This is a genomic window from Pseudomonas rosaeacicularis, assembly GCF_057128745.1.
In genome coordinates this window covers 331,698-356,164 of the sequence record NZ_JBSKHT010000003.1, presented here as the reverse complement: position 1 = coordinate 356,164, position 24,467 = coordinate 331,698, and the positions used below count along the sequence as shown (strand labels likewise).

General features: G+C 54.2%; 23 protein-coding genes and 2 pseudogenes. 10 read left to right on the top strand and 15 right to left on the bottom strand.

Features of this window, described 5'->3' with window-relative positions:
- The first annotated feature begins 326 nt into the window (after positions 1 to 326).
- Entirely contained in the window at positions 327 to 1,703 is a 1,377-nt protein-coding gene (locus ACWKWM_RS06215; protein WP_483845277.1) for an ApeA N-terminal domain 1-containing protein, read from the top strand.
- Between the two features lie 409 nt (positions 1,704 to 2,112).
- On the opposite strand, the gene ACWKWM_RS06210 is transcribed toward ACWKWM_RS06215, so the two are convergent.
- From ACWKWM_RS06210 to ACWKWM_RS06195, 4 genes are all read right to left on the bottom strand, one after another.
- Positions 2,113 to 2,652, bottom strand: coding sequence for a hypothetical protein (locus ACWKWM_RS06210; protein WP_483845276.1), 540 nt, complete (start codon positions 2,650 to 2,652; stop codon positions 2,113 to 2,115).
- Positions 2,645 to 3,808, bottom strand: a complete 1,164-nt coding sequence (locus ACWKWM_RS06205) for a DUF3800 domain-containing protein (RefSeq protein ID WP_483845375.1) — start codon at positions 3,806 to 3,808, stop codon at positions 2,645 to 2,647. Before ACWKWM_RS06205 ends, ACWKWM_RS06210 begins: the two co-directional genes overlap by 8 nt.
- Positions 3,809 to 3,882: 74 nt before the next feature.
- Positions 3,883 to 4,251: a hypothetical protein gene (locus ACWKWM_RS06200; protein ID WP_483845275.1), complete on the bottom strand. Its 369-nt coding sequence runs from the start codon at positions 4,249 to 4,251 to the stop codon at positions 3,883 to 3,885.
- Positions 4,252 to 4,440: 189 nt separating this feature from the next.
- A complete protein-coding gene (locus ACWKWM_RS06195) occupies positions 4,441 to 4,902 on the bottom strand; it encodes a helix-turn-helix domain-containing protein (protein WP_483845274.1) in 462 nt (153 codons plus the stop codon).
- Positions 4,903 to 5,064: 162 nt separating this feature from the next.
- On the opposite strand from ACWKWM_RS06195, the gene ACWKWM_RS06190 reads away from it, so the two are divergent.
- The 5 genes from ACWKWM_RS06190 (at position 5,065) to ACWKWM_RS06170 (ending at position 8,042) form a co-directional block, all read left to right on the top strand.
- Positions 5,065 to 5,463 carry a DUF6957 family protein gene (locus tag ACWKWM_RS06190; protein WP_483845273.1) on the top strand — a complete coding sequence of 133 codons (399 nt, stop codon included), beginning with the start codon at positions 5,065 to 5,067 and terminating at the stop codon, positions 5,461 to 5,463.
- A 39-nt stretch (positions 5,464 to 5,502) separates the two neighbouring features.
- Positions 5,503 to 5,949 (top strand): hypothetical protein, encoded by a 447-nt coding sequence (locus tag ACWKWM_RS06185; protein ID WP_483845272.1) that lies wholly within the window; start codon positions 5,503 to 5,505, stop codon positions 5,947 to 5,949.
- An 81-nt stretch (positions 5,950 to 6,030) separates the two neighbouring features.
- Positions 6,031 to 6,414, top strand: coding sequence for a hypothetical protein (locus ACWKWM_RS06180; protein WP_483845271.1), 384 nt, complete (start codon positions 6,031 to 6,033; stop codon positions 6,412 to 6,414).
- Between the two features lie 57 nt (positions 6,415 to 6,471).
- The gene (locus ACWKWM_RS06175; RefSeq protein ID WP_483845270.1) at positions 6,472 to 6,762 is read left to right on the top strand and encodes a hypothetical protein; all 291 of its coding nucleotides are present in this window, start codon (positions 6,472 to 6,474) and stop codon (positions 6,760 to 6,762) included.
- Between the two features lie 821 nt (positions 6,763 to 7,583).
- Entirely contained in the window at positions 7,584 to 8,042 is a 459-nt protein-coding gene (locus ACWKWM_RS06170) for a GNAT family N-acetyltransferase (protein ID WP_483845269.1), read from the top strand.
- A gap of 654 nt (positions 8,043 to 8,696) precedes the next feature.
- On the opposite strand, the gene ACWKWM_RS06165 is transcribed toward ACWKWM_RS06170, so the two are convergent.
- Positions 8,697 to 9,260 (bottom strand): TetR/AcrR family transcriptional regulator, encoded by a 564-nt coding sequence (locus ACWKWM_RS06165; protein WP_483845268.1) that lies wholly within the window; start codon positions 9,258 to 9,260, stop codon positions 8,697 to 8,699.
- 147 nt (positions 9,261 to 9,407) lie between these two features.
- Here ACWKWM_RS06165 and ACWKWM_RS06160 point away from each other — a divergent pair, with 147 nt between their 5' ends.
- Complete coding sequence (locus tag ACWKWM_RS06160) at positions 9,408 to 10,109, top strand: glutathione S-transferase (RefSeq protein WP_483845267.1); 702 nt, start codon at positions 9,408 to 9,410, stop codon at positions 10,107 to 10,109.
- 57 nt (positions 10,110 to 10,166) lie between these two features.
- On the opposite strand, the gene ACWKWM_RS06155 is transcribed toward ACWKWM_RS06160, so the two are convergent.
- A complete protein-coding gene (locus tag ACWKWM_RS06155; RefSeq protein ID WP_483845266.1) occupies positions 10,167 to 10,757 on the bottom strand; it encodes an NADPH-dependent FMN reductase in 591 nt (196 codons plus the stop codon).
- Between the two features lie 803 nt (positions 10,758 to 11,560).
- On the bottom strand, positions 11,561 to 11,953 hold the full coding sequence (locus ACWKWM_RS06150) for a hypothetical protein (RefSeq protein WP_483845265.1): 393 nt from the start codon (positions 11,951 to 11,953) through the stop codon (positions 11,561 to 11,563).
- A gap of 422 nt (positions 11,954 to 12,375) precedes the next feature.
- On the opposite strand from ACWKWM_RS06150, the pseudogene ACWKWM_RS06145 reads away from it, so the two are divergent.
- A pseudogene (locus ACWKWM_RS06145) lies at positions 12,376 to 12,537 on the top strand (EamA/RhaT family transporter); the annotation flags it as partial.
- Between the two features lie 101 nt (positions 12,538 to 12,638).
- Here the strand turns inward: ACWKWM_RS06145 and tnpB are convergent.
- From tnpB to pcaB, 5 genes and pseudogenes are all read right to left on the bottom strand, one after another.
- Positions 12,639 to 12,974 carry an IS66 family insertion sequence element accessory protein TnpB gene (tnpB, locus tag ACWKWM_RS06140; protein ID WP_483845264.1) on the bottom strand — a complete coding sequence of 112 codons (336 nt, stop codon included), beginning with the start codon at positions 12,972 to 12,974 and terminating at the stop codon, positions 12,639 to 12,641.
- A complete protein-coding gene (tnpA, locus tag ACWKWM_RS06135) occupies positions 12,971 to 13,303 on the bottom strand; it encodes an IS66-like element accessory protein TnpA (protein WP_483845263.1) in 333 nt (110 codons plus the stop codon). The genes tnpB and tnpA overlap by 4 nt, the downstream gene beginning before the upstream one ends.
- A gap of 157 nt (positions 13,304 to 13,460) precedes the next feature.
- Positions 13,461 to 13,761: pseudogene (locus tag ACWKWM_RS06130) on the bottom strand (hypothetical protein).
- 214 nt (positions 13,762 to 13,975) lie between these two features.
- Entirely contained in the window at positions 13,976 to 15,277 is a 1,302-nt protein-coding gene (gene dctA, locus ACWKWM_RS06125; protein WP_483845262.1) for a C4-dicarboxylate transporter DctA, read from the bottom strand.
- Positions 15,278 to 15,347: 70 nt separating this feature from the next.
- A complete protein-coding gene (gene pcaB / locus ACWKWM_RS06120; RefSeq protein ID WP_483845261.1) occupies positions 15,348 to 16,703 on the bottom strand; it encodes a 3-carboxy-cis,cis-muconate cycloisomerase in 1,356 nt (451 codons plus the stop codon).
- 115 nt (positions 16,704 to 16,818) lie between these two features.
- On the opposite strand from pcaB, the gene ACWKWM_RS06115 reads away from it, so the two are divergent.
- Both ACWKWM_RS06115 and ACWKWM_RS06110 read left to right on the top strand, forming a co-directional pair.
- Entirely contained in the window at positions 16,819 to 17,562 is a 744-nt protein-coding gene (locus tag ACWKWM_RS06115; RefSeq protein ID WP_483845260.1) for a GntR family transcriptional regulator, read from the top strand.
- Between the two features lie 462 nt (positions 17,563 to 18,024).
- Positions 18,025 to 18,990 (top strand): AEC family transporter, encoded by a 966-nt coding sequence (locus ACWKWM_RS06110; protein WP_483845259.1) that lies wholly within the window; start codon positions 18,025 to 18,027, stop codon positions 18,988 to 18,990.
- A 95-nt stretch (positions 18,991 to 19,085) separates the two neighbouring features.
- On the opposite strand, the gene ydiJ is transcribed toward ACWKWM_RS06110, so the two are convergent.
- From ydiJ to ACWKWM_RS06095, 3 genes are all read right to left on the bottom strand, one after another.
- A complete protein-coding gene (ydiJ, locus tag ACWKWM_RS06105; protein ID WP_483845258.1) occupies positions 19,086 to 22,139 on the bottom strand; it encodes a D-2-hydroxyglutarate dehydrogenase YdiJ in 3,054 nt (1,017 codons plus the stop codon).
- Positions 22,140 to 22,211: 72 nt separating this feature from the next.
- A complete protein-coding gene (locus ACWKWM_RS06100; protein WP_483845257.1) occupies positions 22,212 to 23,123 on the bottom strand; it encodes an SMP-30/gluconolactonase/LRE family protein in 912 nt (303 codons plus the stop codon).
- Positions 23,092 to 24,390: an MFS transporter gene (locus ACWKWM_RS06095; protein WP_483845256.1), complete on the bottom strand. Its 1,299-nt coding sequence runs from the start codon at positions 24,388 to 24,390 to the stop codon at positions 23,092 to 23,094. Before ACWKWM_RS06095 ends, ACWKWM_RS06100 begins: the two co-directional genes overlap by 32 nt.
- Positions 24,391 to 24,467: the final 77 nt, after the last annotated feature.

The following is a 24,467-nucleotide window of genomic DNA, read 5'->3' as shown; positions in this document are numbered from 1 at the left end:
AGTGTTTTTTTACGAGCTAAACGCCGTGCTTGGGGGGCGTCTGGCATTGGAGCTGATTGATACAGCCGGGTCTTACACCTCTAGATCAACTTCGACCCGAACACCCCTCAAAATGCGAGGGAGCTTTTCGCCTGGCATGATCTTCAATACCCGGTTGGTAAGGTACTCAGCATCGGCGGTATAGATCGCGATCCGTCCTCGCTCAATCGGCCTGTGGGGTACGGCTGCCGTAAACCAAATCCCTGCAAAAATCTCAAACCCATGTCCAACGGTTATGCTCAGTCATTGCCTCAACGCACCGCTAATAGGCTCCAAGGAGTGACCTGATGCGCGTTTTTGAACCCACCGTAAAAAATGGATTTTTCTTCACTCCCACCGAACCTGATAAACGCTATCCAGGAATCCTGAAAATTCTGGATGGTGGACGGATTGAACTTCATCTGACGTCAGATGAAAATGCGTTCGTATCACTTGATGAGATGTTTATCGGTCGTCTGATAGGGAAAATCGAAGGTGGGTACACCACTCTCGAAGACTGCTCCTATGAAACCATGAATTTATCGCTCGGCGGCGGTGCCGCTACATCTCTGATCACCGCTCGGATCGCTTACATCGGGATGGGGATGCCTGAAGAGTGCCAGTTCGACCAGTTTGAGTTTGCCGTGGATGAGCTGAGCGAATGGTATGGGAAATCCGCCTTCAGACCGATCCCGGGAATGAAATCCTCTGACTGGATAATCGACTTTGGCATGCCGTCGACTGTCTCATGCAGCCTGCAGGAGGGTGTCGTACTTGAGATCGGGATGAAGGCTACCTTCCCAGGTAGGGTCAAATACCCAGTTACCGAGCTTCGACAGCAAGCATGCCTCACCATCAAATCCGACTCCTGCAAGCCGCTATCTTTCTTCGTATCTCTCTCGCACAAGATCACCCGCTTCCTAGCTCTATGCATTGGGCACCCAGTCGCTATCCATTCGCTCCGCGTAAGCTCTATAGAAGAAGGAGAGGAAATACCTCGCTGGCAGGACGTGTTCTTTCAGAGTTTGAACAATGGAACGACCGCCAAGAAAACGCGTGTTCGGGCGATGCTTCTTCCTTACTCGCAAATTGCTGAGCAGTTCAGCGCAATGATTCAAGCATGGCTGGACGAGTACGACACGCTGATGCCAGCTCTTCATCATTATTTCGCCGTCCAGGATGAAGGCCTGGCCTATAACGATACAAAGTTTCTGGCCATTGCCCAGGCACTTGAAGCCTTTCATCGTAGGACTCTACCGGGGTATAGGTTGTCAACGGCGGAGTTCACCAAAAAGCTTAAAGGCATCGTGGACGCGGTGCCCGAGGCTGAGCGGGAATGGGTCAAGCAACGCCTATGCTTCGCGAATGAACTGACGCTAGGTGAGCGGCTGGCTGTACTACTGGAGCCCTTCGTTGAAGTATTTGGAGGCCAGGCGACCGTTGAGCTAATGGTAAAGGACACCAAAAACACCAGAAACTATCACGCCCACTACGATGAAAAAGGCGAGAAAAAGGCTCTGAAGGGTGCCGCATTGGTTGCATTGGTGCTTCGGCTTCAGGTTCTGTTCACGCTTTGCATACTTGGACGCCTTGGAATGCCTATGGAGCTCGCTACAGGCCTAGTGAAGCAGCCGAATCTCGCCCGCCTCCTAGGTAATGCCAAACACATCCTCGCTGAGGAATAGTCTGCGTCATGGAGCGCAGATCTGGCAGCTGCCGAGGAATGCGATGTCTTCCTCTCGATTGGTACGTCGAGGATTGTCTACCCTGCGGCTCAAGTCCCATTACGTGCTTTGGGTAATGGTGCGACTGTCATTCATATTAATCCTGTGCGTTTTGATATCAGCAGCCAGGAGTACTATCTTCAAGGCCCCGCTTCGGTCATGACGCAGGGTCTACTTAGGGACGCCTTCGGCCATCTTCCTGCCTGGTAGTTCAATGGCGATTCACGGTATATCCGCTTTGGGCTTGCCCCACTTCGGGGTACGGCTGTCGTGAACCAAACCCTGCTGCGCAGGTTTTGACCCTACGGGCTTCCATCCTCAAGCCTTTGGCCCATCATGGGCCGCGCGCTCCGCTTGCGCTTCAGGTTTGTCACGAATAAGTAACAGGAGTGTCTTGGCGAGCCCAACGCAGGGTAGCTATCGACATGAATTGCCTAATGGCCAACGCGCCTCGTTCGTTTCTAGCTTTTGAGCCTGGCAGGATAAGAGCAGCTTCCACCTTGCCGCGACTCGCTTCGTACATCGCGAATGCATTGAACTCAGAATCAAGCAGCACTAACAGCACAGAATCGAAAGGCTGCCGCAGGTCGATTGCCCCCATGCGCCCATTGATCTTCAAGGGGTTGAGAATACATCGGCCTTTAATCTGGATCCTTGCAACGCCGCCGTCTCGGATCTCTGTCGCATCGTAGCCAGCCTGTCTGGCAGCATGTAATTGGAGGTTAAGTTTGGTCGCCGCCTCGTACTCCGCCACCTCGCCAGTAACTCCCAGTGGCTTGCCAGTCAGCTTGTAGAATCTCCGAGCGAGCACCTTAGCCTCTCGAAGCACCTCCAGCACTTCATCCTGGATCAGCTTCGCTGATGCTGAAGCCAGTACGACAGCGTCGGCGCCTTGCCTAGCCTCACTCATGAGCGAATGCCTCCAATGAATCGATCAGCTTGGCGAGCTCGGTAAGATTGGCGGCCTTCACAATGTCGTATTCCCCAAGGCTACTCAGCCGATAAATTCGCTGGGCCCTTTTGACCCGCTCTAGCAGAGGCACGACTATCCCTGAGGCTCTCTCAAGAAATTCTTTGATATCCGCTCTAGTTTGAGGAATTTTGTAGCCCTTGGCGGAGCTTGTGATAATAACGTCTGCGTCGCGTAGTTTGGCTATGCCACTGGAGCGAATCTTCTGGTCGGAAAGCTCCCCGAAGCCGCTATCTTGTAGGTGATCAATGATTTCGGATGTGGGCACATAGTCCTTGGTGACGAACTTGCTTTGAAATCGCAAGAAATTCAAGATGCACAACTGAAGGCGCCCATCTTCATCGGGATGCCGGCCTAGCCGCTCGCTAAAACGCTCAGCTTGGCGGAGCGCTTCCTCGTGCACCTGGTAGTCGGCATACGCCGATTCGTCTAGGGGTGGCGGCAGCAGATCTTGGTATTTACGAGGCCACTCCACAAGGTCAAGAGTCAGATCACGGAGGACGGCTTTGTAGGCCCGCACCACGTCTTCTGAAGCCTTGCTCTCGTATATCTGCGCGACAGTGCCTGCGAAAAAGTCTGCCACTTGAATCAGAACGTCATCCTTACTCGACTTAGTCCGGAAAGCGTCCTTGTCGCCGAATAGATCATCAACGAAGCGATCCGCAACGTAGCTCTTAAGGCTTTGCTGAAACTCGAGGCCACCATGCTCATCGACGATCATCTGGAGATTCCGGAAGCTGCCGAACAAGCGGTCGTACAGCATTCCATTGGTGAACTTGATGAAGGAGGTTTTGAACCTAAGGCCGCCGTCCAAGTGGATTCGAGATTTGTCGACGACGGTTAAGTAAAGCTTGAGCGGCAGTTCAGCTAGCTCGGCGAGAATGCGAGCGCGTCGGTCTGAATGCTTAGCCTTGAGGGTATTGGACTTGATTTCGCCGGTTTGAAAGTGGCGCTTACGTATTGCCTCTCCTTGCCCATAGGCAGTTTCTAGATCTTTTTCAGCGACGAGGATGGAGCAGACGACGAAGAAGCGTGAGCTTCCTTTTTTCGAAGTGTCCAGGTCAGAGTTTCCCGACTCGTCTACGAAGGCATACATTCTGTCCAAATCAGTTGCTCCATCAACAGGACTCCGCACAACGCGTAGAACTGCCCACCTGTAAGGCAGAGGTCTTAGTTGGTCGCGGTAGTCGTACCTGGAGCGGGGCCTTCGCTGAACGTGTAGTTGATGACCACGTCATTTCGGATCAAGACGTCGAGAGTTTTCTGAGTGCCTGTAGTCGTCACCTTCATAGTGACCACGTAGCTTTGGGCATGGGCTGAGCCATTGGTGTAGGTGTAGATCCACTTTTCGTCAGTCTCGCTGACAGCACTCTTGGCGTAGGGCTCACCAAATAGCGACTTCAACTCAGCAGTCGTGGTTTTGCCTTTAGTGATGCTCGCCACACTAGCCGAAGAGAAGTCCCTCCCGGCGGTGAAGTGTGACGTAGCGCAACCGCCAAGTACCAAACAAACGCCCATTGCTGCGATGAGACTCTTCATATCCGTCCTTGATGATAATGAGTTCCAGATCCTAGCCGTCGACCGGGCCAAAAGCCATCACTGGCTATAAGTAGGCGCCCGTCTCCTCCTAACAACCCGAATAGCTTGGTTAAGACAGTTGAGCATTTGAAGCCCTCAAGGTATCGGGCGATCCCCGGTAGCCGAGATATGTCGGACGAATAAAAGCCATCAATTGCCACCCTCGTCATCCCAGAAACGATTGACCGTAGTCCATCCGTACCCCAACTCCCGGGACACCTGGGCACGGCTATAGCCTTGGACTTTGAGCTTCTGGATCTGTTGCTTGCGTTCCCGTCCTTCAGTCACCCTTGGCGCCTCGAGCAATCTAGGCGCCGAGGGCAGAAGCGTGTCAGCAAGCCCCAGATCTTCCAGTTCAGCAATGACTGAAGACATGACCTCTCTTGGGGTACGGTTTTCTTTGGCAGCGATGGTCAGCCCGAAGAATGTTGCAGGGCTAAGGTGCAGCGAGTCCGCCAGCGCGGCGGTCACATCAATATTCGCTGTCGCTTTAGCAGCCTCCAAGAGACTGACGTAGGCCTGAGTAACGTCTCCACCAACGGCTTGCTGCTGCAACCCTTTGGATAGTCGAAGTAGCTGCAGAACAGCAGCAAAGGGGCGACGCAAAGACATTCCAACATCCCGTCAAAAGAGACGGTATGCCGTGTTTGCCAATCACCGTTCAAATATATATAGTTATGCATAGGTGATTTTGGCGGTTCAGCTGACTGTACGCAACGCTGACACAGACCGACCGCTGTCAATTTATGCGTATCACTCCAAGAGAGAGCTGCCATGGCTGGCCCTATCGAAATTGAACTCCTTAAAGGAGCTCGCACTTCCATCCAAAGCCCAGTCGCCTCCAAAGAAGAGGCCATGAAACTGTTGGAGGAAGGCTTTCCTGGCAGGAGCTATTGCCTAGTAGAGGACTGGACAATCTTCCGTGCCGACCTGACGCCAGACGAACTCGAAAAAGTCCACGCAGCCAACCATCTGCCTCTTTTCGTTTTCTCTCAAAACGTCATCCATGACAGCCGGGGTCGGTTTCCGCCGGGGGGGTGGGTTCGCTCGACGATGTGCGTCGGCTTTGATGACGGCGTGATGTTTGAAACCAAGAACACGATCTACGTGCTGATCGGCCTTGGCCATGGGCAGACCGCTAGCCTCCAGACAATTTTTTCTTTCTTCGAATAACCAGTGCCGTCTTGGCAACTCACACATGCAGAGACTTCCATGTTTAGAACTGACGATGACGACATTGCCGGAGTACCGGGGATGTTCGGTGAAGGCCAAACCCTTTGGCGCGTGGTTTCCCGGCTTCTTAAAACACACTGGTACCACGCAACACTCCAGATTGAGGAAGATGGGTGCTCGACCGAGCTATCGTACATGTTTGATACCCGACATGAGCTTCAGCGAATGTTGATCAGCCAAAACGCCCATAAAATTGTTACCGACGTCCAGGGTTTCATTCCGTCGTGGATGACGGGCGATAAAAGCTGGAAATTGGAATCACTAAATAGCGTGTCCGTGGGTAACGATGAAGCGGGATGCGAAGTTTTCGTGCTCGAAGTAGAGAGCGGCTCGGTTTATTACAGCTCCCACCAACCGGATTTCCACCCCGGATTGCTCACAAATCTACATCCAATTTTCCTCTCGAGCATGATTCGGGCCGCCTGACATAATTGAATGCCCGCAGCAAACCTGCACGTTTGACGCGGTGTGTTCTTGCCATCAGCAAATGATTCACAGGCTAACAGTATGACAAATACGATTGAAATCAATTACCACGGCAAACGACTTACCTATTTTGATCTCAAGCGCATTACGAAAGCTCAAGACCAAGGCTTTCACAGGCCTGTCACTGCTTATCTTTGCAGTGTATTCGTCGTGTCCAGAACTGGCGTGGGAGTAGTCTTTGGCCATGCCCGTAAAGACAACCTTGGACGATTCGAGGATGGGCACTTCATCCGGACTTCAGACATCGTAAGGGCGGAGCGTGAAGGACGTTTCTGGGTACTTACGACACTGAACAGCAGGTATGCCGTTGCTACGTTTAGAAAGGGTTTTGGTCGAAAAAGCCTCCGCGATTTTCTGCGCTCAGCAAACAGTCACCATCACCTGCCTCCTTATGTATCGCATTGATCATGACGGAATGGCCCAACTCAAGCCTGCCATCCGCTTAGCTTTGAGGAAAGACACATGTCCGGCACGATCGTAAAACAAGGCGAAGTCATCTCCATCGCGTCGGGTATTTACGAGAGTTATGACAGGTCTGGGCCATTTATCGCGATGCGGGATTTCGACTTGGACGCCATCGTCGAGCGGCTCAAGCCGGTGGTGTCGGAACCGTGGGAAATAACAGATTTGATGTGGTCAATCCCGAAGATGCTCCTCGAAGAGGGCTTCATCACCATGATGCCTTGCCGCCGGCTTTACCTTGGCTCCTTCGGCGAATTCGATGTAGGTGAGGAGCCGTGGTACGACATCTGATCGCCGCCTTGAGTGACCTTGCGGGCCTCCACTGGGGATGCCTGTTTCCTTTGTCTGCCACTACGTCCCCAGGTGAGTCTATGAGATCGCCCCAAGACGCGTTTGGATCTCTGGTTCAGGCGACATCCAATTATTGGATGACTCGCTGATCGAACCCGACCCCCCTATTGACAGAAGTAGTGGCTGGATATACAGTGCTTTCATTCTGTACTGACGTCTCTCTCCTCTTCGTCCACAGTGCAACAACGTGTACTTCAGCGATGTTCGTAGTCCAGAAGCGTTTCATAAGCCCCTTAATTGGGGCTTTTTTATGGCTGAAGTTTAGAGGCTGGCGTCCCAAGAGCAGTCAGTGGCAATATTTTTATAAGTGCAGACCTTCACGAACAAACCCGAATACGTGAATAAGATCGGCAGCAATCGCGAGGGTGCTTTTTAAGATCAATCCGGCCGAGTGTTTACTCTACATGGGCGAAGGCTATCCTCAGTCCCTCGCTTATCAATGACGGCAACAAGCATGAGAATCAAACGCTCGTTTGACGCTGCTCGGGCGTGACCCATCTTGAGTTCAGCTTGGCATTAGTCGCCATAGGCGTTACCTGGTGCCTCATCGTATTTTGGGTACTCAACCATATTTGACCCGCCCACAGCACCTCCACATTGATCATGAGGTCTGCAAAGCGTCGGGCTACGTTACCTTGGTGTCTGCTGAGGGAGGTACTACTCGATTGAGAGGCGAGCGAGTTCCTGCGTCGTCTCGTTGAGTTGCAGTCATCTGCAGTCACATGGCATACCTGTTTTGACTATGGAGCCAAGGACACCCGATGGGATCGCCAACGAAAATTCGCAGAGCTGACATCGAAGATTCAGAACAGATATCGGCGCTAGTAGCTCAGGCCTACGAGCCTTACATCGTAGGCATTGGCCGAAAACCTGCCCCTATGCTCGAGGACTATCGACAAGTCGTCACCCGGTGCGAAGTTTTCGTTACTGTCCTTCGAACTGAAATCGTTGGGGTCGTAGTTCTTGCATCGGAGGAGGCCGAACTACTACTGGTGAATGTCGCAGTCGCGCCTCTGTTCAGAGGTAAAGGCATCGGGAAAAAACTAATGGCGTTCGCTGAGGAATATGCGAGGGACATTGGGTCTCCGGCTATCCGGCTTTACACGCATGAGTTGATGACCGAGAACATCGATATCTACAAGAAGCTTGGTTATCAGGAAACCCATCGGGCTAGTGAGGACGGCTTTGCTCGAGTGTTTATGACCAAGTCGGTAACCTGATCGCCTGGCATCAGCGCTATCAACTGCTCAGTCGGGCGCGCCCTGCGGGCCGGCTGTCGTGAACCAAGCCGCCGGTGCAGCTGGCGTCTTGGCCCTGCGGGCTTTCATCCACGCGCCTGCGCGCTCCGCTTGCGCCTTGTAGCTTCCCCCTCCATCGCGCCGCCACTATCGAAATAGTCGTTGCCGATTTATTTCACTTTATTTGCGTCTGAATCCCTTGCTACATAACGGGTGGAGGCTGTAGCTCAGCCCCAATTCTGCGCATTTATTTCTCGATTATCTAACCAGTAAACGCCACGCCACAGCTTCGGGAGCGGCAATGACCATGAACTCAATAGGGCAGAGCCATGGAGACGTCCTTCAACTTTAAGGGCAACCGTCGCCAGCAGCACTATTTGCTCAAGACTCTAACGCAGGCCAATGTTCTCGCACCCAAGAGAGCAATTTTTAGCGTTTTCCGGCCTGAGTTGAGCCATGTCTAGGGGCTCAGGTTGAGTGCTACGTTGCCCGTGCCTGCGCGGCGTAGTGATACCACCATTTCTCAAACGCCGGCGTACGGATGGATGTGTGGTTGGAGCGCATTGCCCAGACCTCAGATCCACTTGCCCCAACTCTGCGCCGCCTCATTAGTCATCCGCAAAGTGCTGCGCATCGCTAAGTCGGGATGAGTCCCGCTTCGCGATAACTTTGAATCAATTCGTCGAACACGCCGATATCGGAGCGAGTCCGGGAAATCAACTGAGCGCCGGCAACAGCGGTATAAATAGCGCCGGCACGTCGTTCGCACACCTTAATATCGCCCAACCCTAGATCACCCAGCACTCGCGCTAGCCACGCCACATTGATGTCGGCAAACGCCAGCACTTCGCTTTGAACCACTGCAGGAAGATCATGGTATTCGGCCGCCATGAAGCTGGACAGACATAGCTTATTGTCGGTTTCCAGTGAAATGCGAAAGATGGAAGGGTACTGCGCCAGGCTTTGGGCCGGGTCGGGATTGGCAATACGAATGACCTCCAGGGCAGTAACTGTGTCTTCCCAATAGCGCCGGGCTACCGCAGCTCCCAGGTCGGCTTTGCTCGGAAAGTGGTAGTAGATACTGGCGTTTTTGATGCCGACCACATCGCCGATGCTTCGAAAGTTGATCCCGCTGTAACCATGAACTTGTGCTGCCATTTTGGCGGCGTTCAGGATTGCTTCCCGAGCATTCTCGCTCACGCTTTGTCTCCCTAGAAGAAATCTCTGAGTTGCTGGCTCGAATATTACCCTCTTTATTTCAAACCTGCCAATTGGCAGGTAGGGGTTGACACGGGTAAGCCAAGACGCGCAGGATTTGCCTACCATCTGACAGACAGGCAAATAATCATGACCTCCCAAAAAACAGATTTTGATGCATCCCAACGCCTCGCTTTGAAAATTTATGACTGGTACAACGGCCCCTATCCAGCGCGTGTCCGCATAGCCTTGGCAGAGAAAGGCCTCCTCTCACAAGCGGAGTTCGTCCCGATCAACCTGTGGAAGGGCGAGCATAAGAAACCTGAGTTTTTGGCCATCAACTACTCGGGGACACTTCCGGTTCTGGAACTACAGGACGGCACTTTGATCGCTGAATGCACCGCTATCACTCAGTATCTGGATTCCCAGAATGGAGACCCTGTCCTCACGGGCCAAACGCCGACTCAGAAGGGTTTGATCCATATGATGACCAAGCGCGCGGAGATTGAAGTTCTGGATGCGGTCAGCGTTTACTTCCACCACGCAACGCCGGGTCTTGGCCCCGAGGTCGAGCTCTATCAAAACCGGGAGTGGGGTGAGCGGATGCGGGACAAGGCACTCAGGGGGATGCATTATTTTGATAGCGTTTTGAGCAACAAAGCCTTTGTAGCGGGCGATCACTTTTCGATGGCGGACATTGCGTTACTAGGCGGTATGATTTTCGCCTCTCTGGTCAAGCTGCCTGTGCCGCAAGAGTGCGAGGCGTTGCGTGCTTGGAACGCTCGAATGCAAGAGCGACCAAGCGTTCAACAGTGGCTTGCGATGGTTGATGCAGCCGAGCGGAATAATTAATCGCAAGGCCGACTTAGCCGTCGGCCGTCATCCTGCGCTTTCTTTTAGACGTGAAGGTCAGTAGGGGGTGCCATTCTTCCTCTGACGTCGCAGTGCCTGGGCGTACCATTCAAATTCGTCCAGAAATCTGTTCATCTGTTTTGTCGTGCGTTCGTCCTTAGGTCGACCGTCATCAGCCAACGCATCGCCGATATGCGGGATGGAAAACAGACTAGGGATACTGGGCATGCCTAACTCACCTAGTATCATCCGTAGCTGCATAGCCGCTCGAACCCCACCAAAGCCCCCGGCCGAGTAACACGTGATTGCGGAAGGGCGCCACATATACTCTTCGAGGAAATGATCGAGGAGGTTCTTCAGCGCTGGCGGTACGCCGTGATTATATTCCGCACTCACCAACAAGAAGCCGTCAGCTCGCCGGTAGAGAGCGGCGAGTTGTTCCAGATCGACCGGGGCAGATCCTTTGGGATACTCCTTGTACATGCGATCGAGCAAGGGAAGGCGAGTGATCATTGGATCAACCAGTACCACTTCGTGCCCGCGATCTTCGAGCGCGCTCAGCAGCAGCCTAGCGGCTTTGATGCCCTGTCGATCGGAGCGAACCGAGCCCAGCAATACGGCGATGGTTAGAGGAGAGGAGTTCGGCATGATGGGGCTCCTAATGCATTCATTTACGCCAACATGTAAGCGTCACGTCAGCAGTCCAGCTTGGGTCAAGCTATCACGGCGCGGTAGCGCAAAACTTCAGGAAATAAGCCAGCCCAAAGCCTCTGGCCAGAGAGAGCACTGGCTGCATCACCTAGTTCTGTGTGGTCGAAGCAACCTTGATCTTGATGCGGTCGCTAGGCTTCAGCTCAAGGTAAATTGAGTCATTTCGCGTTGGAGGAACAGGCCACACTCTCCAACCTGAGCAGCGCTTCTCTAGCTCGCTACTTAGGAGCCCCGCAATGCATAAGTCGTCATCTGCTGAGAATTCAGCCTCGCTCTGCATCAAGAATGTCCTGGAGTTCGGCCCATGGAGCCTCGCCGACCTCATCCTTGGATCTGCAGGCTGACTCGTGGAGGAAAGGCGCTGCGCTCTGTGACAACCGTTGGCTTTGCATGCATCCTGTGCAGACGACCGTACCTCCGACTAACGCCCAAGCTGCTGACCAAATGACCATTCGTTGATCATTGCTCATCTCGCCATCTCCATCCTTGAAAATTGGTATTGAAGCTACTCTCGGCCGTATGCCTTGTACAGGCTCAAACAGGTGGCCTCAAATGAGGTAGATCGGGTTAAATGATTATCCCGGCTGGCATCTTCAGAGGGAATTTCAGGTGGGCATGTCTCCAGATTTTCCAGCATGGTGAGAAAGGTGCAACGACGTGAAGTGGGTCTTCTGCTTTAAGTTAACGACGGACTTATGCCCGTCGTTACTGTTACCGGCCTTTGTAATGAGCTCACAGAATCATCTTGGGAAGCGATTGTTGGTTGTCCCCATATCCTTGTCGATGAGCCAGAACCACTGGTCATCGGCCTTCACGATGTTACATTCCCTTCCGTATGCCGAGTACGTAACACATATAACATCGCCAGTTATCTGCCAATCTCCGGTCGCTTCGGGGTTCCCAGCTATATTGATCTTGGCTCTTCCGTCGGCTGTGAGAATCTCGGTGAACGTTTGCCCTCCTGAGGTCACACTTTGGTGTGAGCGTCCCACGAATTGGGTAGATATTTCGCTACCACTAAGTTGTTTGGCGCCTGGCAACGCTGGCGAATGCGCGTCCTTTGCTGGACTGCTTCCGCCTCCAGCACAACCCGACAAAAAAGCCCCGAGCGCTACGATGTAGATTGCTTTCATGAGTCATTCCTCTTTCTCAAGATAGGTATGAGCCATTTGCGCTGGAAACGACATTATCAAAGCCGAACAGCTGCCATTCTAAAATAACCTTTCAGGTAGGCTGACCCAGGTTCCCGAGCAGTTGACCCATGAGTAAATTTAGCACCTGACCAATGAAAATGTTGTGTTCCACGGACTGCAATTTCAAGCTCGTTGGTGAAGTGGATCTGTGAGCGGCTGGGCTTCATATCCTCAGGCCAATTGATAACTTCAAACACTTCAATTTCCTATTTGTTTCTACAGCACGAGGACGGGCACCACATCGGCGGCTGAGATAGCGCAAACGAGTTCGTGGCAAGCCCGGTTGCATTCAAGAAGCGTTGGGACGTTTGTTCAGCGCAGATTCTGAATTGCGGCCTACTGTGCTGCGGCTGCCAGGCGCTCAAGTGTTCGTGTTTGAGACTTTAGCGGCGCTGGTTTTTGGATTTCTATGGGAGCATCGGCTGCCCGACTCATATGAAATTGCGGCGATTGCACTTCTGGTCACCGGTGTCGTGTGGTGTCTGAATTGTCACCGTACTTCCCGTCACTCTCCGGCTATTTAACTCGTACAGAGACGCTACAGCGACAGGAATACTGAATACCCCTACCAATTTTGCCAGAGCAGGCTATTTGCGGCGATAGGTCGATGGGCTAATGGCAGCCGCTAAAGCAGTGTGATCGAGCCTCCAGAACCTGCACGTTGCCATGGCAGGCCCAGCACCAATGCCTGAAGTTGATCGGTATCCCGTTCCATCTCAGAACCATGGCGAATGCCAGAACAGTGGAACTTGCCTTGGTTCAACCGGCATGCCGCGAGCCATATTCCGAAGCCGTCATGCACCAGCACTTCCATGCGATTGGCGCGGCGGTTGGCGAACAGATAAGCACAGTGCGGCTTTGCCACGCCGAACACCGCAATCACCTTGGCTAGCGCCGTTTCGGTGCCTGCGCGCATATCCATCGGCTCTGTGGCGAGCCAGATTAAGTCAATGCAAATCATCGCAGAAGGTCTCGAAGAAAGGTCGCGCAGGCAGAAGCATTTTCAGTTGCCCAATTAACTTTGACGGTGCCACGCGGGTGCTGAATTTCAACGCCGATATTCGATGATGATGAGTGGGGTTTTGCCCCGGCCAGCGGTACAGGTATAGGAATAAACGCAGGTTGCAACGCCGTGATGTTCTGCGTTTGCAGGCGAATCCATTTGTGGACGAGGTTAGAATTCAGGCCATGGCTGAGAGCGATGCTGGCAATCGAAGCTCCGGGCTGGGCACACTCTTGGATGGCCTGGTCTTTGAAGGACTTGGAGTAGGAACGGCGTGTTGGCTGCATGAAATACCCACTTATGAGACTAGAACTGGTGCCCACTTAAATTTAAGTGCACACCATGTCTTGGCTTTGCGGGGCTGGATAGATGATTTGGCCGGACGCATACACTTATCGAGCCTCCTGGGACGACCATAAATTACGAAGAGGCAGATTCGCCTAGTCACCGGTACCACTCTGCGTAAGGTGTATTGGTCACTTTGCGCTTGTTCAGATCTGGCTGGCCACCATCCCACCAAACCGGGCCTCGTTCTCCGAGACCGGTCTTGGCCACATCGACGGCTGCTCGCGCCTCCTTCATTTCGCTTGTCACCTGAGGCTTTCGCTGCCTTCACTGCTCGCCCCGCAGGCATCAAGTCATTGACCCATCGCTGCCTCTCCGTTTCATCCAAAGCAGGGTTGGCGCAGCGCTAAAGTTTTCCTTTGCCAACAAAGTAGCGGCCATCTGGTGTCGTAAGATTCATCCCATGACGCCATGGTGTCGTCTATCACTTTCAGTCACCAAGCCGATTGCTTCGAGCGCTTGATACTCGGCTTGGCATAGGCGTCAGTAAAATATTGGACACAGGTCTAACTAGCGGACAGCCGAATGGCTGTCGTCGTTGAGTATCGCGTCACTCACATCTGCCGCACAGGGTGGTGTGCGGCAGGAAGACGGGATCGCTTACCCGTCCAAGCCTACAGGGCAGCTTCAGGCTTCCGCCCTAAAACACGCGAATACTCCGCTTTCGCTGTCTGTTCCGTAAACTCACCTGACCACTTGGAGACCACAACGGTAGCGACGCTATTACCGATGGTATTACAGGTCGCGATGGCCATCGACATGAATCGATAAACGCCGAACAACAAAGCCAATCCTTCTGCTGGTAAGGAGCCGATGGCAGTCACGGTGGCAGCAAAGACCACGAAACTACCTCCGGATACAGCGGCGGCGCCCTTTGAGGTGACGAGCATGATGGCGATGATGCCGAGCTGCTGTTCCCATGTCAGCGGGACACCGTAGGCGTTGGCAATGAACAGAACGCACATCGACATGTAAATGGAGGTGCCATCCAGATTGAAGGCATACCCAGTAGGCAGTACCAGGCCAACGCTTTGCTTGGAGCAGCCAAACTTCTCGAGCTTTTGCAGCAGACGCGGCAGGGCACTTTCGGAAGATGCTGTGCCAAGCACGATGAAGACTTCATCCTTGATGTACTTCAGGAACCGCCAGAGACTGAATCCTGCCAGCCGACAGACAGTGCCCAGCACGACAAAGATGAAGAAGGCGATCGCCACGTAGAACATCAGCACCAGGTTGGCCAAGGACATCAGAACCGCAGTGCCATTGCTGCCGACGGCATAGGCCACAGAGCCGAAAGCGCCCAGCGGTGCGAACTTCATAATCAGGTTGATGAACTCGAAGAAGCACTCTGAGATACGACTCAGACCGTCTTCGATGACTTCGCGACGTTCGGGCTTGAGTGCCAGCAGGGCGAATCCGAAGAGCACCGATATGACAAGAACTTGCAGGAGCTGACCACCCGCAAACGCACCCACGAAATTATCCGGAAAAATCCCATAGATGAAGTCCATGGTCGACGCGGGCGCGTGCCCCTTGGCGACTGCGGCACTTGCAGCGGCGGCAGCAGCGCTGCTCGGATGGGCATTGTGCATGCCCGATCCGATTTCAAGCAGATTGCCCCACAGCAGGCCTACCGCTAACGCAACCGTGGATACCACTTCAAAGTAGATCAAGGCGCGAATGCCAACCTTGCCTACGCGCTTGATATCGCCGGCTGATGCAATGCCATGGACAACGGTGAAGAACACCAGCGGCGCTACGGCGGTTTTGATCAGCTTGAGAAAGATGTCGCCAAGAATCTTGAAATTGGCGGCCGCCTCGGGCGCGACGAAGCCGAAGGCAATGCCTAACGCCATTGCGGCCACTACCTGGAATGTTAGATCTTTATAGAACGGTTTTTTGCCGGAATTGGACATGTCTGCAGTCTCATTGTTTTTGTTGGCAAGCGACACAGCGGGCCCGACTGGATCGAGCCCTTGCACAGGATCAGCGTTTGACGGCACCTTCCCGGCGGATGGCGATGTCAACCATCTGCGGCGCCAGGCCCAGGTAATTGGCCGGGTCGGTGAGGCGTTTGAGCTCCTCAATGTCCAGCTCGGCTGTGGCTTCACCTTGAGCGAGCAAGGCATCAAGCAAACTTATCCGCTGGTCGTTAGCCATGCGGCACGCCGCATACACAACGTCATGGGCGACCTGTCGGCCAAGCGCAGGCGCAAGACCCATCATCACGGCTTCTGCGACGATCAGCCCTTGGGTCATCTCGAGGTTCTGACGCATGCGTTCGGTGCGCACTTCGAGCCCGGCGAGCATGAATTTCGCCTGGGCCAGTGAGGCAGCGCTCAGCGAAAACGCTTCGGGGATCGCCATCCACTCTGCCTGCCACGGCCCGGTCGAGCGCTCGAAATCCTGAATCATCGCGTCCAGCATCAGGCCGGCTTGCTGACGCACGCCCTTGGCGGCGGCGTACATCAGCTCGCAGGAAATAGGGTTGCGCTTTTGCGGCATGGTGCTGCTCGCGCCACGTCCTTTGACGAAAGGCTCATACACTTCGCCCAACTCGCTGGTCATCATCATCATGACGTCGAGAGCGACCTTGCCTAGCGATCCAGTGACAAGACCCAAGAAGTTCAGCGTCTCGGCGAGCCCATCACGCGCCACGTGCCAGGTCGCTTGAGGTACGCCCAGCCCAAGCTCGCTCATCAGCGCTTCCTGAACTTCGAGCCCTTTGTCGCCCAAGGAGGCGAGGGTGCCCGCCGCGCCGGCGAACTGTCCCACTTCGACACGGGGACGCAGTTCCACCAGGCGCTCGGCGTGGCGGTCGAACATGCTCAGCCAGACCGCGCATTTGTAGCCGAAGGTAATCGGCAACGCGTGCTGCAAATGCGTACGGCCGGCCATCGGTGTGTCCCTGTAGCGCACGGCCAGATCAGCCAGCAACCCGCGAACTGCCTGAATATCACGTTCGACAATTGCCAGAGCTGCACGCACTTGCAGGACGACGGCGGTGTCCATGATGTCCTGCGTAGTGGCGCCCCAATGAACATAACGTCCGGCCTCACCACAGATCTTCGACAGTTGCTCGACCAGAGGCAGAATCGGATATCCGACAATTTCGGTCTCGTGTTGCATCAGCGCCATGTCCAGCGCTTCGAACCGGGACAGCGCAGCGATCTGTTCGGCGGCTTCGGCCGGGATTACGCCGCAGCGAGCCTCGGCCCGCGCCAGTGCAACTTCAACCTCGATGTAGCGAAGGATCAGGGCTTTGTCTGAGAAGACGTCGCGCATTTCGGAGGTGCCGAACATGTCGCGGAACAGGGCGGAATCGAAAACGGTAGTAGACATGGGAAATCCTTAATATGTTGTTATTGGCCGTACATATTTTTTATGTCCGTACATAAGTCTTGCGCCTTCGCTGATACACTGTCAACTCGGTAACGGTCGGGGGCTGACGGAAGGTATGAACGAGACTCGCTATGGGTTGGTGGCAAAGGATCTGATGGAGGGCATCGCCAGCGGAAAATTTCCGGTGGGATCACTCTTGCCTACGGAGTTCGAGCTCTGCGATCTGTATGCCGTCAGCCGGCACACGATTCGAGCCGCTATCACTCAATTGCAGATTCAGGGGATGGTTTCCCGGCGCAAGAAGGTCGGCACTCGCGTTGAAGCGATTTCGCCTAAAGGTGGGTATTCGCAGTCGCTGGCGACAGTCTCAGACCTCGCGCATCTGGCGGAAACTCAGGTGCGCAGCATTCAGCACGTCACTCATTTTGTGGCGGATATTGCGCAGGCTCGCAGGCTCGGCCTGGAGCCAGGCGAACACTATTTTTGCGTGTCGAGTATTCGTGTTGATCAGCAGAATGCCCTCGCGCCGCTTTGCTGGACTGACGTCTACGCGCTCGAGCAGTATGCGGCCGTGATTGAGCTGGCCGAACAACACCCTGATCAACTGATTGCTGCATTGATTGAACAGAAATTCGGACGCCACATCGAAGTGGTCGACCAGCAAGTGCGGGCTGTGCTGCTGAGCGTTGAGATCGCCAGGCATCTGAATGCCGAGCCCGGTTCACCCGGTTTGAAAATCCTGCGGCAGTACCGGGATCAGGACGGCAACCTGATGGTTGCATCGGAGACAATTCATCCGGACGATCGATTCACGCTCGTCACGCAACTCAAGCGTGACCGCGCGAAACTCATCATCTAGGTCGTGAGCGAAGGGGAAGATTCACGATATCAACGCTTTCTCTGATTCAAAGCCATCATCACACCTCGATAACCGAAGGCAAGGACAGGGCTTGATTAATTATGGCCCTGACTACCCACTTGCCTACCGCTTTGCCAGTCCCGAAAAAGCGAGCCGCCGGTTTGCCTGCTGGCCACTCAATGCCATTCAGATTGATCTAGGGTGGGGATCGAACAGCGCCATCGCAGACCTTTGACAACAAAGTAGCGGCCATCAGGCGTTGTAGCACTCAGGCCCTGTGCTGTTGGCATCGACAGTCGCCCTTCGGTCATTACTTTCATGACTTTGACATTCGATGCCAGCCCAAGCCTTAGATGCGGCGACTTTTCTACGCCGGCGCTTCAAGCTAGCAATGGCTTAGCAGACCGGGGTTATTTCTCGCTCTGCCCGCGCGTATGATTAGGGTATTTTGAGGTGGACTTAATGCTGGGCCCGGTTTTTCAAGCACTGATTCCAGTCGTTACGCTCATTATTTTGGGTTACATCATTGTTAGGTTTGGCTGGCTCCGGGCAGAGGGGATGCAGGACGTTTCCAATATCGCCTTTCTCGTGCTCGCGCCCGCGTTGCTCTTTCGCAGCATGGCCTCCGTTCACTTGGCGGAAATTGACTTCACTCCAGTGGCTATTTATTTCTGCGCGATCTGGATCGTGTTTGGAATAGTCATGGTCAGGCATGGATTCAATAAGCGGGCTGCAGTGCTCGCGTTATCCACCACGTTCTCCAACACGCTCATGATAGGCGTACCTTTAGTGAACATGACCTATGGTGAGGAGGGTCTAGTCACACTGTTCGCGCTGATGTCTGTGCATTCACTCATAATGCTTACGATGGTCACCAGCCTGGTTGAATTCGCTGATGCCAGAGAGGCGAGCGCCGGTTTGGCCACTACCGGTTGGGGTTCTCGGCTATTGAAGCTGGGTGCCACTCTCCTGAGGGCGACACGCGCCACCCTTCTGCACCCGGTACCACTTCCGATATTAATGGGCCTGTTGTTCTCCGCCACTGGATTTTTACTGCCGCCGGTTCTGGATAAAACCCTGCTGCTCATAGGCAACGCGTTTTCCCCGATTGCACTGATGCTAGTAGGGGCAACACTGGCAATGAGCAGAAATCTCGCGCATATCAAAACGGGACTGGCCTTGGCGCTGACCAAGAACTGCATTCATCCTCTGGTCATGTTGGCGCTGGGTATTTTGGTAAGCCTGAAGGGCGTTGGATTCAAGGTGATGATTCTTTCCGCTGCGCTGCCCATCGGCGCCAACGTCTACCTTTATGCCACACGCTACAAGGTGGCTGAACAGGAAGTGACTGCCAGTATTGCTGCATCCACAGTACTGGCGCTTTTCACGCTGACCGGCGTGATGTTAGGTCTTTCTTATCTTGGCTGAACATCAGGTGGCCCTTGCGCAGTTTCACAGAAGGCTACTTGGCTACACCCGTCGAAAGCTGTTTCATCAGCCGCCTTCGACGGCTCACCACCAGCCTATGATACTGTTTTTCGCATCACAGCGAGCAGCGCCTGCAGGGGGTGTAAGACCGTCACGCCGTCCTTGCGCTTGACCTGACTACGGCACGAATACCCATCGGCCAACAGCCGCCCGGATTGGTTGAATTTCTCTACCAGCGGGCCCCATGACTGACTATAGATAACGGCAGAAGTCTTCGCATTTTGTGTCTCGTGACCGTATGTGCCAGACATGCCGCAGCAGCCGCTCGCTTGAACCTTCAGCGAGAGGCCTATTCGCTCGTAGATTTCCTGCCAAAGGCCAATGCTGTTCGGCTCATTTGTCTTTTCAGTACAGTGAGGAAGGAAGTAATACGGAGCAGCACCTTTGACGCCTTGAGCCTGTGGGAGCACACCGGCGAGCCACTCCTGAGGTAGCAATACGGTGGGTGCATGGTCGCTGCCCAGCGTCTTTGAATATTCCTGGCGATAAACTAGCGTCATCGCGGGATCTAGTCCTACCAGCGGTATCTCGTAGCCTTCAAGGTCATGCAAACTTTCGCCGTTGAAATGTGCGGCCCTTTCGAAAGCCTTGATGAAACCTTGCACCTGAAGCGGTTTCCCGTTGGGTGCAAAGGGTGCGATGTAAACCTGGTAGCCAAGCCTTGAGATCAGTTCGATCCAATCCGATAACACGGGGGTTTCGAAGTATCGGGTGAAAGCATCTTGGACAAGGATTACGCTGCGCGCACGCTGCTGCGTATCCAGTGTCGACAGACGTTCAGGTGTGGCGATCTCTACACTCCAACGCCGGCACATGGCGTCGAAGTTCGTGATGCTCAGCAAAGGGCTGTCGACCATGCCGGCAACATGCTCAAGGATGAAGCGAACGGGGCGGGCGCCCATGACAAAGTTGTACAGACGTGGGGTACGAGCGATGTAGGGAATTGTGTATTCCAGCGAACCTATCAGATAGTCCTTGAGTGGACGAAGGTAGCGGCTGTGGTACAGCTCAAGGAAGCGGGAGCGGAACTCAGGCACGTTGACTTTGACCGGGCATTGCCCTGCGCAGGATTTACATGCCAGGCAGCCGGCCATTGCTTCATAGACCTCGTGGGAGAAGTCTTGCTGCCCCATTTTCTGGGAGACGGTGTTGACGGCTCGCTTTGCGATGCTTGTAACGGTACTCGTTGATCGAATGTGATCACTGGCAGCCATTACGTCAACGTCTTGTTGGCCTTGCAGTCGTAACCACTCGCGAATCAGCGAGGCACGTCCTTTCGGTGAATGCACTCGATTACGCGTGCCTTTCCATGAGGGACACATCGCATCGTCAGGATCGAAGTTATAGCAGGCGCCATTGCCATTGCAGTGAAGGGCTGCGTCATAGGATTGCCAGACACGCTCGTCAATAGTGCGGTCAAGTTCGCCGCGTAAACCTACACCGTCTACCTGCGTCAGGCGCGCGTTCGGAATTGTCTTCGGCGTGGCAATTTTGCCTGGGTTGAGTTGATTGTTTGGATCAAAAGCGGCTTTCAATTGTTGCAGGGCAGGGTAGAGGTCGCCGAAGAAATCCGGAACATACTGCGATCGCAACCCTTTGCCGTGTTCACCCCACAGCAAGCCGCCATGCTTTTGAGTTAAGGCTGCGACCGCGTCGGAAATGGGCCGGATCATGGCTGCTTGAGTGGGGTCTTTCATGTCGAGGATCGGTCGCACATGCAGGACGCCGGCATCGACATGGCCGAACATTCCGTATTGCAGTTCATGGCTGTCGAGTAGCGCACGGAACTCCTGAATAAATTCAGCAAGGTTCTCGGGTGGCACGGCGGTGTCTTCAACGAACGGCTGCGGCCTGGCTTCACCCTTGACGTTGCCCAGCAAGCCGACCGCTCGCTTACGCATCGCATAGACGCGTTTCAGTGCATCGGCACCTATGGCAAGGGTGTGGCCCAGGCGCACCACGGAGGTGTCGCGCTGCAGATGCAATACAAAGTCATGAACGCTTTGCTGAACGGCGGCTTCATCGTCCCCGCTGAACTCTATGAGGTTGATGCCCAAGGTCGGTATGCCGGGATCTTCAGGGAAGTATTCAGCGACGCCGTGCCAAACGATGTCCTTCATCGCAAGCATGAGGACTTTGGAGTCAACAGTCTCAATCGATAACGGCTTGAGCAGCATTAACGCATTCGCATCCCTCAGCGCATCCATGAACCCGGCATAACGGACATTGACCAGAATTGAATATCTGGGAATCGGCAAGACGTTGAGTTTGGCTTCAACGATAAAACCTAGGGAGCCTTCAGAGCCACACAGCACACTGTTGAGGTTGAATCGATTGCCCCGCTCGCGAAGGTGTGCCAGGTCATAGCCGGTGAGGCAGCGGTTCAGTTTCGGGAACGTTCGCTCAATTAGATCGGCTTGGTTATCCGCAATGTCGACAGCGCATCGGTAAACCTCACCAATCCGATCCTGACGCGCAGTCTCTCGCTCCAGAGCACCTGTTCCAATTGACGCACTGTTTAGTAATTCACCGCCAAGCAACACCGTCGAAAGCTCGATAACGTGGTCGCGGGTTTTGCCGTAGGTGCAACTTCCTTGGCCGCTGGCGTCGGTGTTGATCATGCCGCCAATCGTTGCCCGGTTGGAGGTGGAGAGTTCCGGCGCGAAAAACAGCCCATAGGGTTTCAGCGCCGCATTTAACTGATCCTTGACCACGCCACTCTGGACGCGCACCCAGCGCTCTTCAGCATTGATTTCAAGAATGCTGTTCATGTGACGTGACAGGTCGACGACGATCCCATCGGTCAACGACTGGCCATTGGTTCCTGTTCCGCCACCCCTTGGTGTCAGGACAACGGCTCTATGCTCGGGATTAGCCGCCAGCGTTGCAAGAATCTCAACGTCTTGAGCATCCAGTGGGAACACAGCTGCTTGAGGTAAACGCTGATAAATCGAGTTATCCGTTGCAAGCACAATCCGCTGGCCATAGCTGTGGGCGATGTTTCCTCGGAAGCCCGCACTAGCGAGCTGCTTTAGAAATTCGTCGTAATTCACGCTTTGATTTTTGGACGGTAGCAACCGAGCGATCATGATAAAACTCCAACCGGCATGCGGTTTTTTGAATGGATAACGTATTGGCAGAAGGGGGAGGCGTCGACCTCGTTAACCGTGTGAGGCCATTAGTTTTCCAGGCACAGATGCATCGACGCGGTGGATAGTCGCGGTGGATGACTCGATCACATAGAGATTGGTGCTGCCGTCGCAGGCGAAGGCCAGGTTCGTTGTGAGCAATCCTGCCGGTACTTTCACTCTTGCCCGGGGTTCGCCAATTGCGCTGAAGCCCCAAACCGAGCCCAGACCAGCGTGTGCGACCCAAAGGCCGCCATCGGAATCCAACGCCAGACCGTCAGGGCCGACACCTCCAGACAGCTGGATGAAGTTGCCCACTTTTGCGGCACCGTAGCCGTCTAAAGGGACACGCCAAATGGCGTTCGCACGCGTCACCGCAAGGAGTAACGCATCCTCGTCCGGGTTCATCACTAAACCATTAGGGCTCGGGACAGCATCGAGGATGCAGTCTATTCGCCCGCTCGCCGTCATGCGAAACAGGCGGCCAGTCGGATCCTGAAGTCCCGTCAAACCTTGATCGGTAAAGTAGAGGTCGCCATTGCGAGCGAAGAACAGGTCGTTAACGCCTTTGAAGCGTTCTACGCCTGCGCGCTCAAGCAGCGGCGTTACTTTTCCGGAGCCTGGTTCGTGAGTCATGATTCCGTGTTTGTAATCGGCGATAAACACCAGCCCATCCTCACGGATCTTCAGGCCGTTCGGCCAGCCATCGTACTCAGCAGCAACCGAGAACACGCCACCCTTATCGACATTCAGCAAGCGTCCGTTGACGATATCCACACACCACAGCACGTCGTTTTTGTCGAAGGAAGGGCCCTCTAGAAAACTCTTGAAAATGTGCTTTCCGGGCTGCGCCACGCTCCAGCTGGAGCGTTCGTCTCCCGTTTGAAGGGAGGAAGGGTAAGTGGCGAATACTTCAGTGCGAAGTACGGGCGGCGACGCGTACATGGTCGGTCTCCTTTGTTTGGCCAATCGGTTTGCGCGTAAAAAACATTGAGATGAGAGCGCCCAACGCAAGTAGCACCCCGGCAATGACGAAACCGTAGTGGTACTGGTGCGTCATTGAGATCACATAGCCGGTCACAATAGGTGCACAGATGCCAAAGAAGTTACCGCCAGTGCTGATGACCGCGATGGCCGTTCCGGAGTCCTCCTTCGATGGAATCAGGTCGTTGATAAGAGACAGGTTAGCGGCAACGGCGGCAGTACAACCCGTCAGGGAAATGGTGAAGCAGGCAAGTATGACTCGTATATCGTCCAGAAACGGCACGAAGAAGATCAGTGTCGACATCAACAAACAAGCTGCGACTACTACTCGACGTTGGCCTCCCCCAAGCGCTTTGCCTTTCATGACGCGGTCACCCAGCAATCCTATGACGATCCCCAATACAGCTGCGCCGAGATATGGGATGGCGGTATACAGACCGCTTTTCAAAAGAGTCAGCCCTTTTTCAGCTTGGAGATAGCTCGGCAGCCAAGTAAGAAAAAGATAAGTGGTGTACACCGCACAACCATGAGTGAACGTTATTGCCCAGATAGTTTTCGAACGAAGCAGCGCTTTCAAACCCAGCTTTGGCTCGTCCGTGTTTTGTGAGGCGATACCGGTGTCCCGGGTGCTCAGGATCAAGTCCCGTTCTTCGGCAGATAACCAGCGCGCGACTTCAGGCTGTCTGAACCAGATTAGCCAGGCAGTCAGCCATAAGAATCCAACGGCGGCAGCTATAACGAAAGCGACCCGCCATCCGTAGCTGTTGACGACAATGCTCAATCCCAATGCAGCAATCGCTGGCCCTATCAGGCTACCGGCATGGAACAGCGAGGTCGCCAATCCGCGCTCACCTGCAGGTACCCATTCGCGCAGAACGCGTCCCCCAGCGGGGTACGATGTCGACTCTCCGACACCCATCAGCAGGCGGGTGATAAGCATCGAGAAGAAACCGCCGGAAGCTGCAGAGAGAAGGGTGGCCACCGACCAGACACCGATACCCCAAGAGTTGACAAGCCTGGTGCCGTATCGATCTACCAGCATGCCCATAGGGATGAGTGCAAAGAGGTAAAGCCATAAAAAAGAGGACAGTAGAAGCCCCAGCATGAATGGGCTAATGTCGAATTCTTGAGTGATTTGGTGAGAGGCAATTGCCAGTGCCATACGATCAATGTAGTTGATCGCGGTCAGCGAAAACAAAAGTCCATATACCCAGTAACGTCTGCGCATGATCAAACTCCCGTATTTTTATGTTTTTCGGTGGTTTGGGTTTTGAGTTGACCAGCACGCAAGATGCACCATGTCGT

Excerpts from the sequence above, each read along its gene's own strand:
- ACWKWM_RS06215 (WP_483845277.1), top strand. The coding sequence starts at position 327 with ATGCGCGTTTTTGAACCCACCGTAAAAAATGGATTTTTCTTCACTCCC.
- ACWKWM_RS06210 (WP_483845276.1), bottom strand. The coding sequence starts at position 2,652 with ATGAGTGAGGCTAGGCAAGGCGCCGACGCTGTCGTACTGGCTTCAGCA.
- ACWKWM_RS06205 (WP_483845375.1), bottom strand. The coding sequence starts at position 3,808 with ATGTATGCCTTCGTAGACGAGTCGGGAAACTCTGACCTGGACACTTCG.
- ACWKWM_RS06200 (WP_483845275.1), bottom strand. The coding sequence starts at position 4,251 with ATGAAGAGTCTCATCGCAGCAATGGGCGTTTGTTTGGTACTTGGCGGT.
- ACWKWM_RS06195 (WP_483845274.1), bottom strand. The coding sequence starts at position 4,902 with ATGTCTTTGCGTCGCCCCTTTGCTGCTGTTCTGCAGCTACTTCGACTA.
- ACWKWM_RS06190 (WP_483845273.1), top strand. The coding sequence starts at position 5,065 with ATGGCTGGCCCTATCGAAATTGAACTCCTTAAAGGAGCTCGCACTTCC.
- ACWKWM_RS06185 (WP_483845272.1), top strand. The coding sequence starts at position 5,503 with ATGTTTAGAACTGACGATGACGACATTGCCGGAGTACCGGGGATGTTC.
- ACWKWM_RS06180 (WP_483845271.1), top strand. The coding sequence starts at position 6,031 with ATGACAAATACGATTGAAATCAATTACCACGGCAAACGACTTACCTAT.
- ACWKWM_RS06175 (WP_483845270.1), top strand. The coding sequence starts at position 6,472 with ATGTCCGGCACGATCGTAAAACAAGGCGAAGTCATCTCCATCGCGTCG.
- ACWKWM_RS06170 (WP_483845269.1), top strand. The coding sequence starts at position 7,584 with ATGGGATCGCCAACGAAAATTCGCAGAGCTGACATCGAAGATTCAGAA.
- ACWKWM_RS06160 (WP_483845267.1), top strand. The coding sequence starts at position 9,408 with ATGACCTCCCAAAAAACAGATTTTGATGCATCCCAACGCCTCGCTTTG.
- ACWKWM_RS06155 (WP_483845266.1), bottom strand. The coding sequence starts at position 10,757 with ATGCCGAACTCCTCTCCTCTAACCATCGCCGTATTGCTGGGCTCGGTT.
- ACWKWM_RS06150 (WP_483845265.1), bottom strand. The coding sequence starts at position 11,953 with ATGAAAGCAATCTACATCGTAGCGCTCGGGGCTTTTTTGTCGGGTTGT.
- tnpB (WP_483845264.1), bottom strand. The coding sequence starts at position 12,974 with ATGATTTGCATTGACTTAATCTGGCTCGCCACAGAGCCGATGGATATG.
- tnpA (WP_483845263.1), bottom strand. The coding sequence starts at position 13,303 with ATGCAGCCAACACGCCGTTCCTACTCCAAGTCCTTCAAAGACCAGGCC.
- dctA (WP_483845262.1), bottom strand. The coding sequence starts at position 15,277 with ATGTCCAATTCCGGCAAAAAACCGTTCTATAAAGATCTAACATTCCAG.
- pcaB (WP_483845261.1), bottom strand. The coding sequence starts at position 16,703 with ATGTCTACTACCGTTTTCGATTCCGCCCTGTTCCGCGACATGTTCGGC.
- ACWKWM_RS06115 (WP_483845260.1), top strand. The coding sequence starts at position 16,819 with ATGAACGAGACTCGCTATGGGTTGGTGGCAAAGGATCTGATGGAGGGC.
- ACWKWM_RS06110 (WP_483845259.1), top strand. The coding sequence starts at position 18,025 with ATGCTGGGCCCGGTTTTTCAAGCACTGATTCCAGTCGTTACGCTCATT.
- ydiJ (WP_483845258.1), bottom strand. The coding sequence starts at position 22,139 with ATGATCGCTCGGTTGCTACCGTCCAAAAATCAAAGCGTGAATTACGAC.
- ACWKWM_RS06100 (WP_483845257.1), bottom strand. The coding sequence starts at position 23,123 with ATGTACGCGTCGCCGCCCGTACTTCGCACTGAAGTATTCGCCACTTAC.
- ACWKWM_RS06095 (WP_483845256.1), bottom strand. The coding sequence starts at position 24,390 with ATGCGCAGACGTTACTGGGTATATGGACTTTTGTTTTCGCTGACCGCG.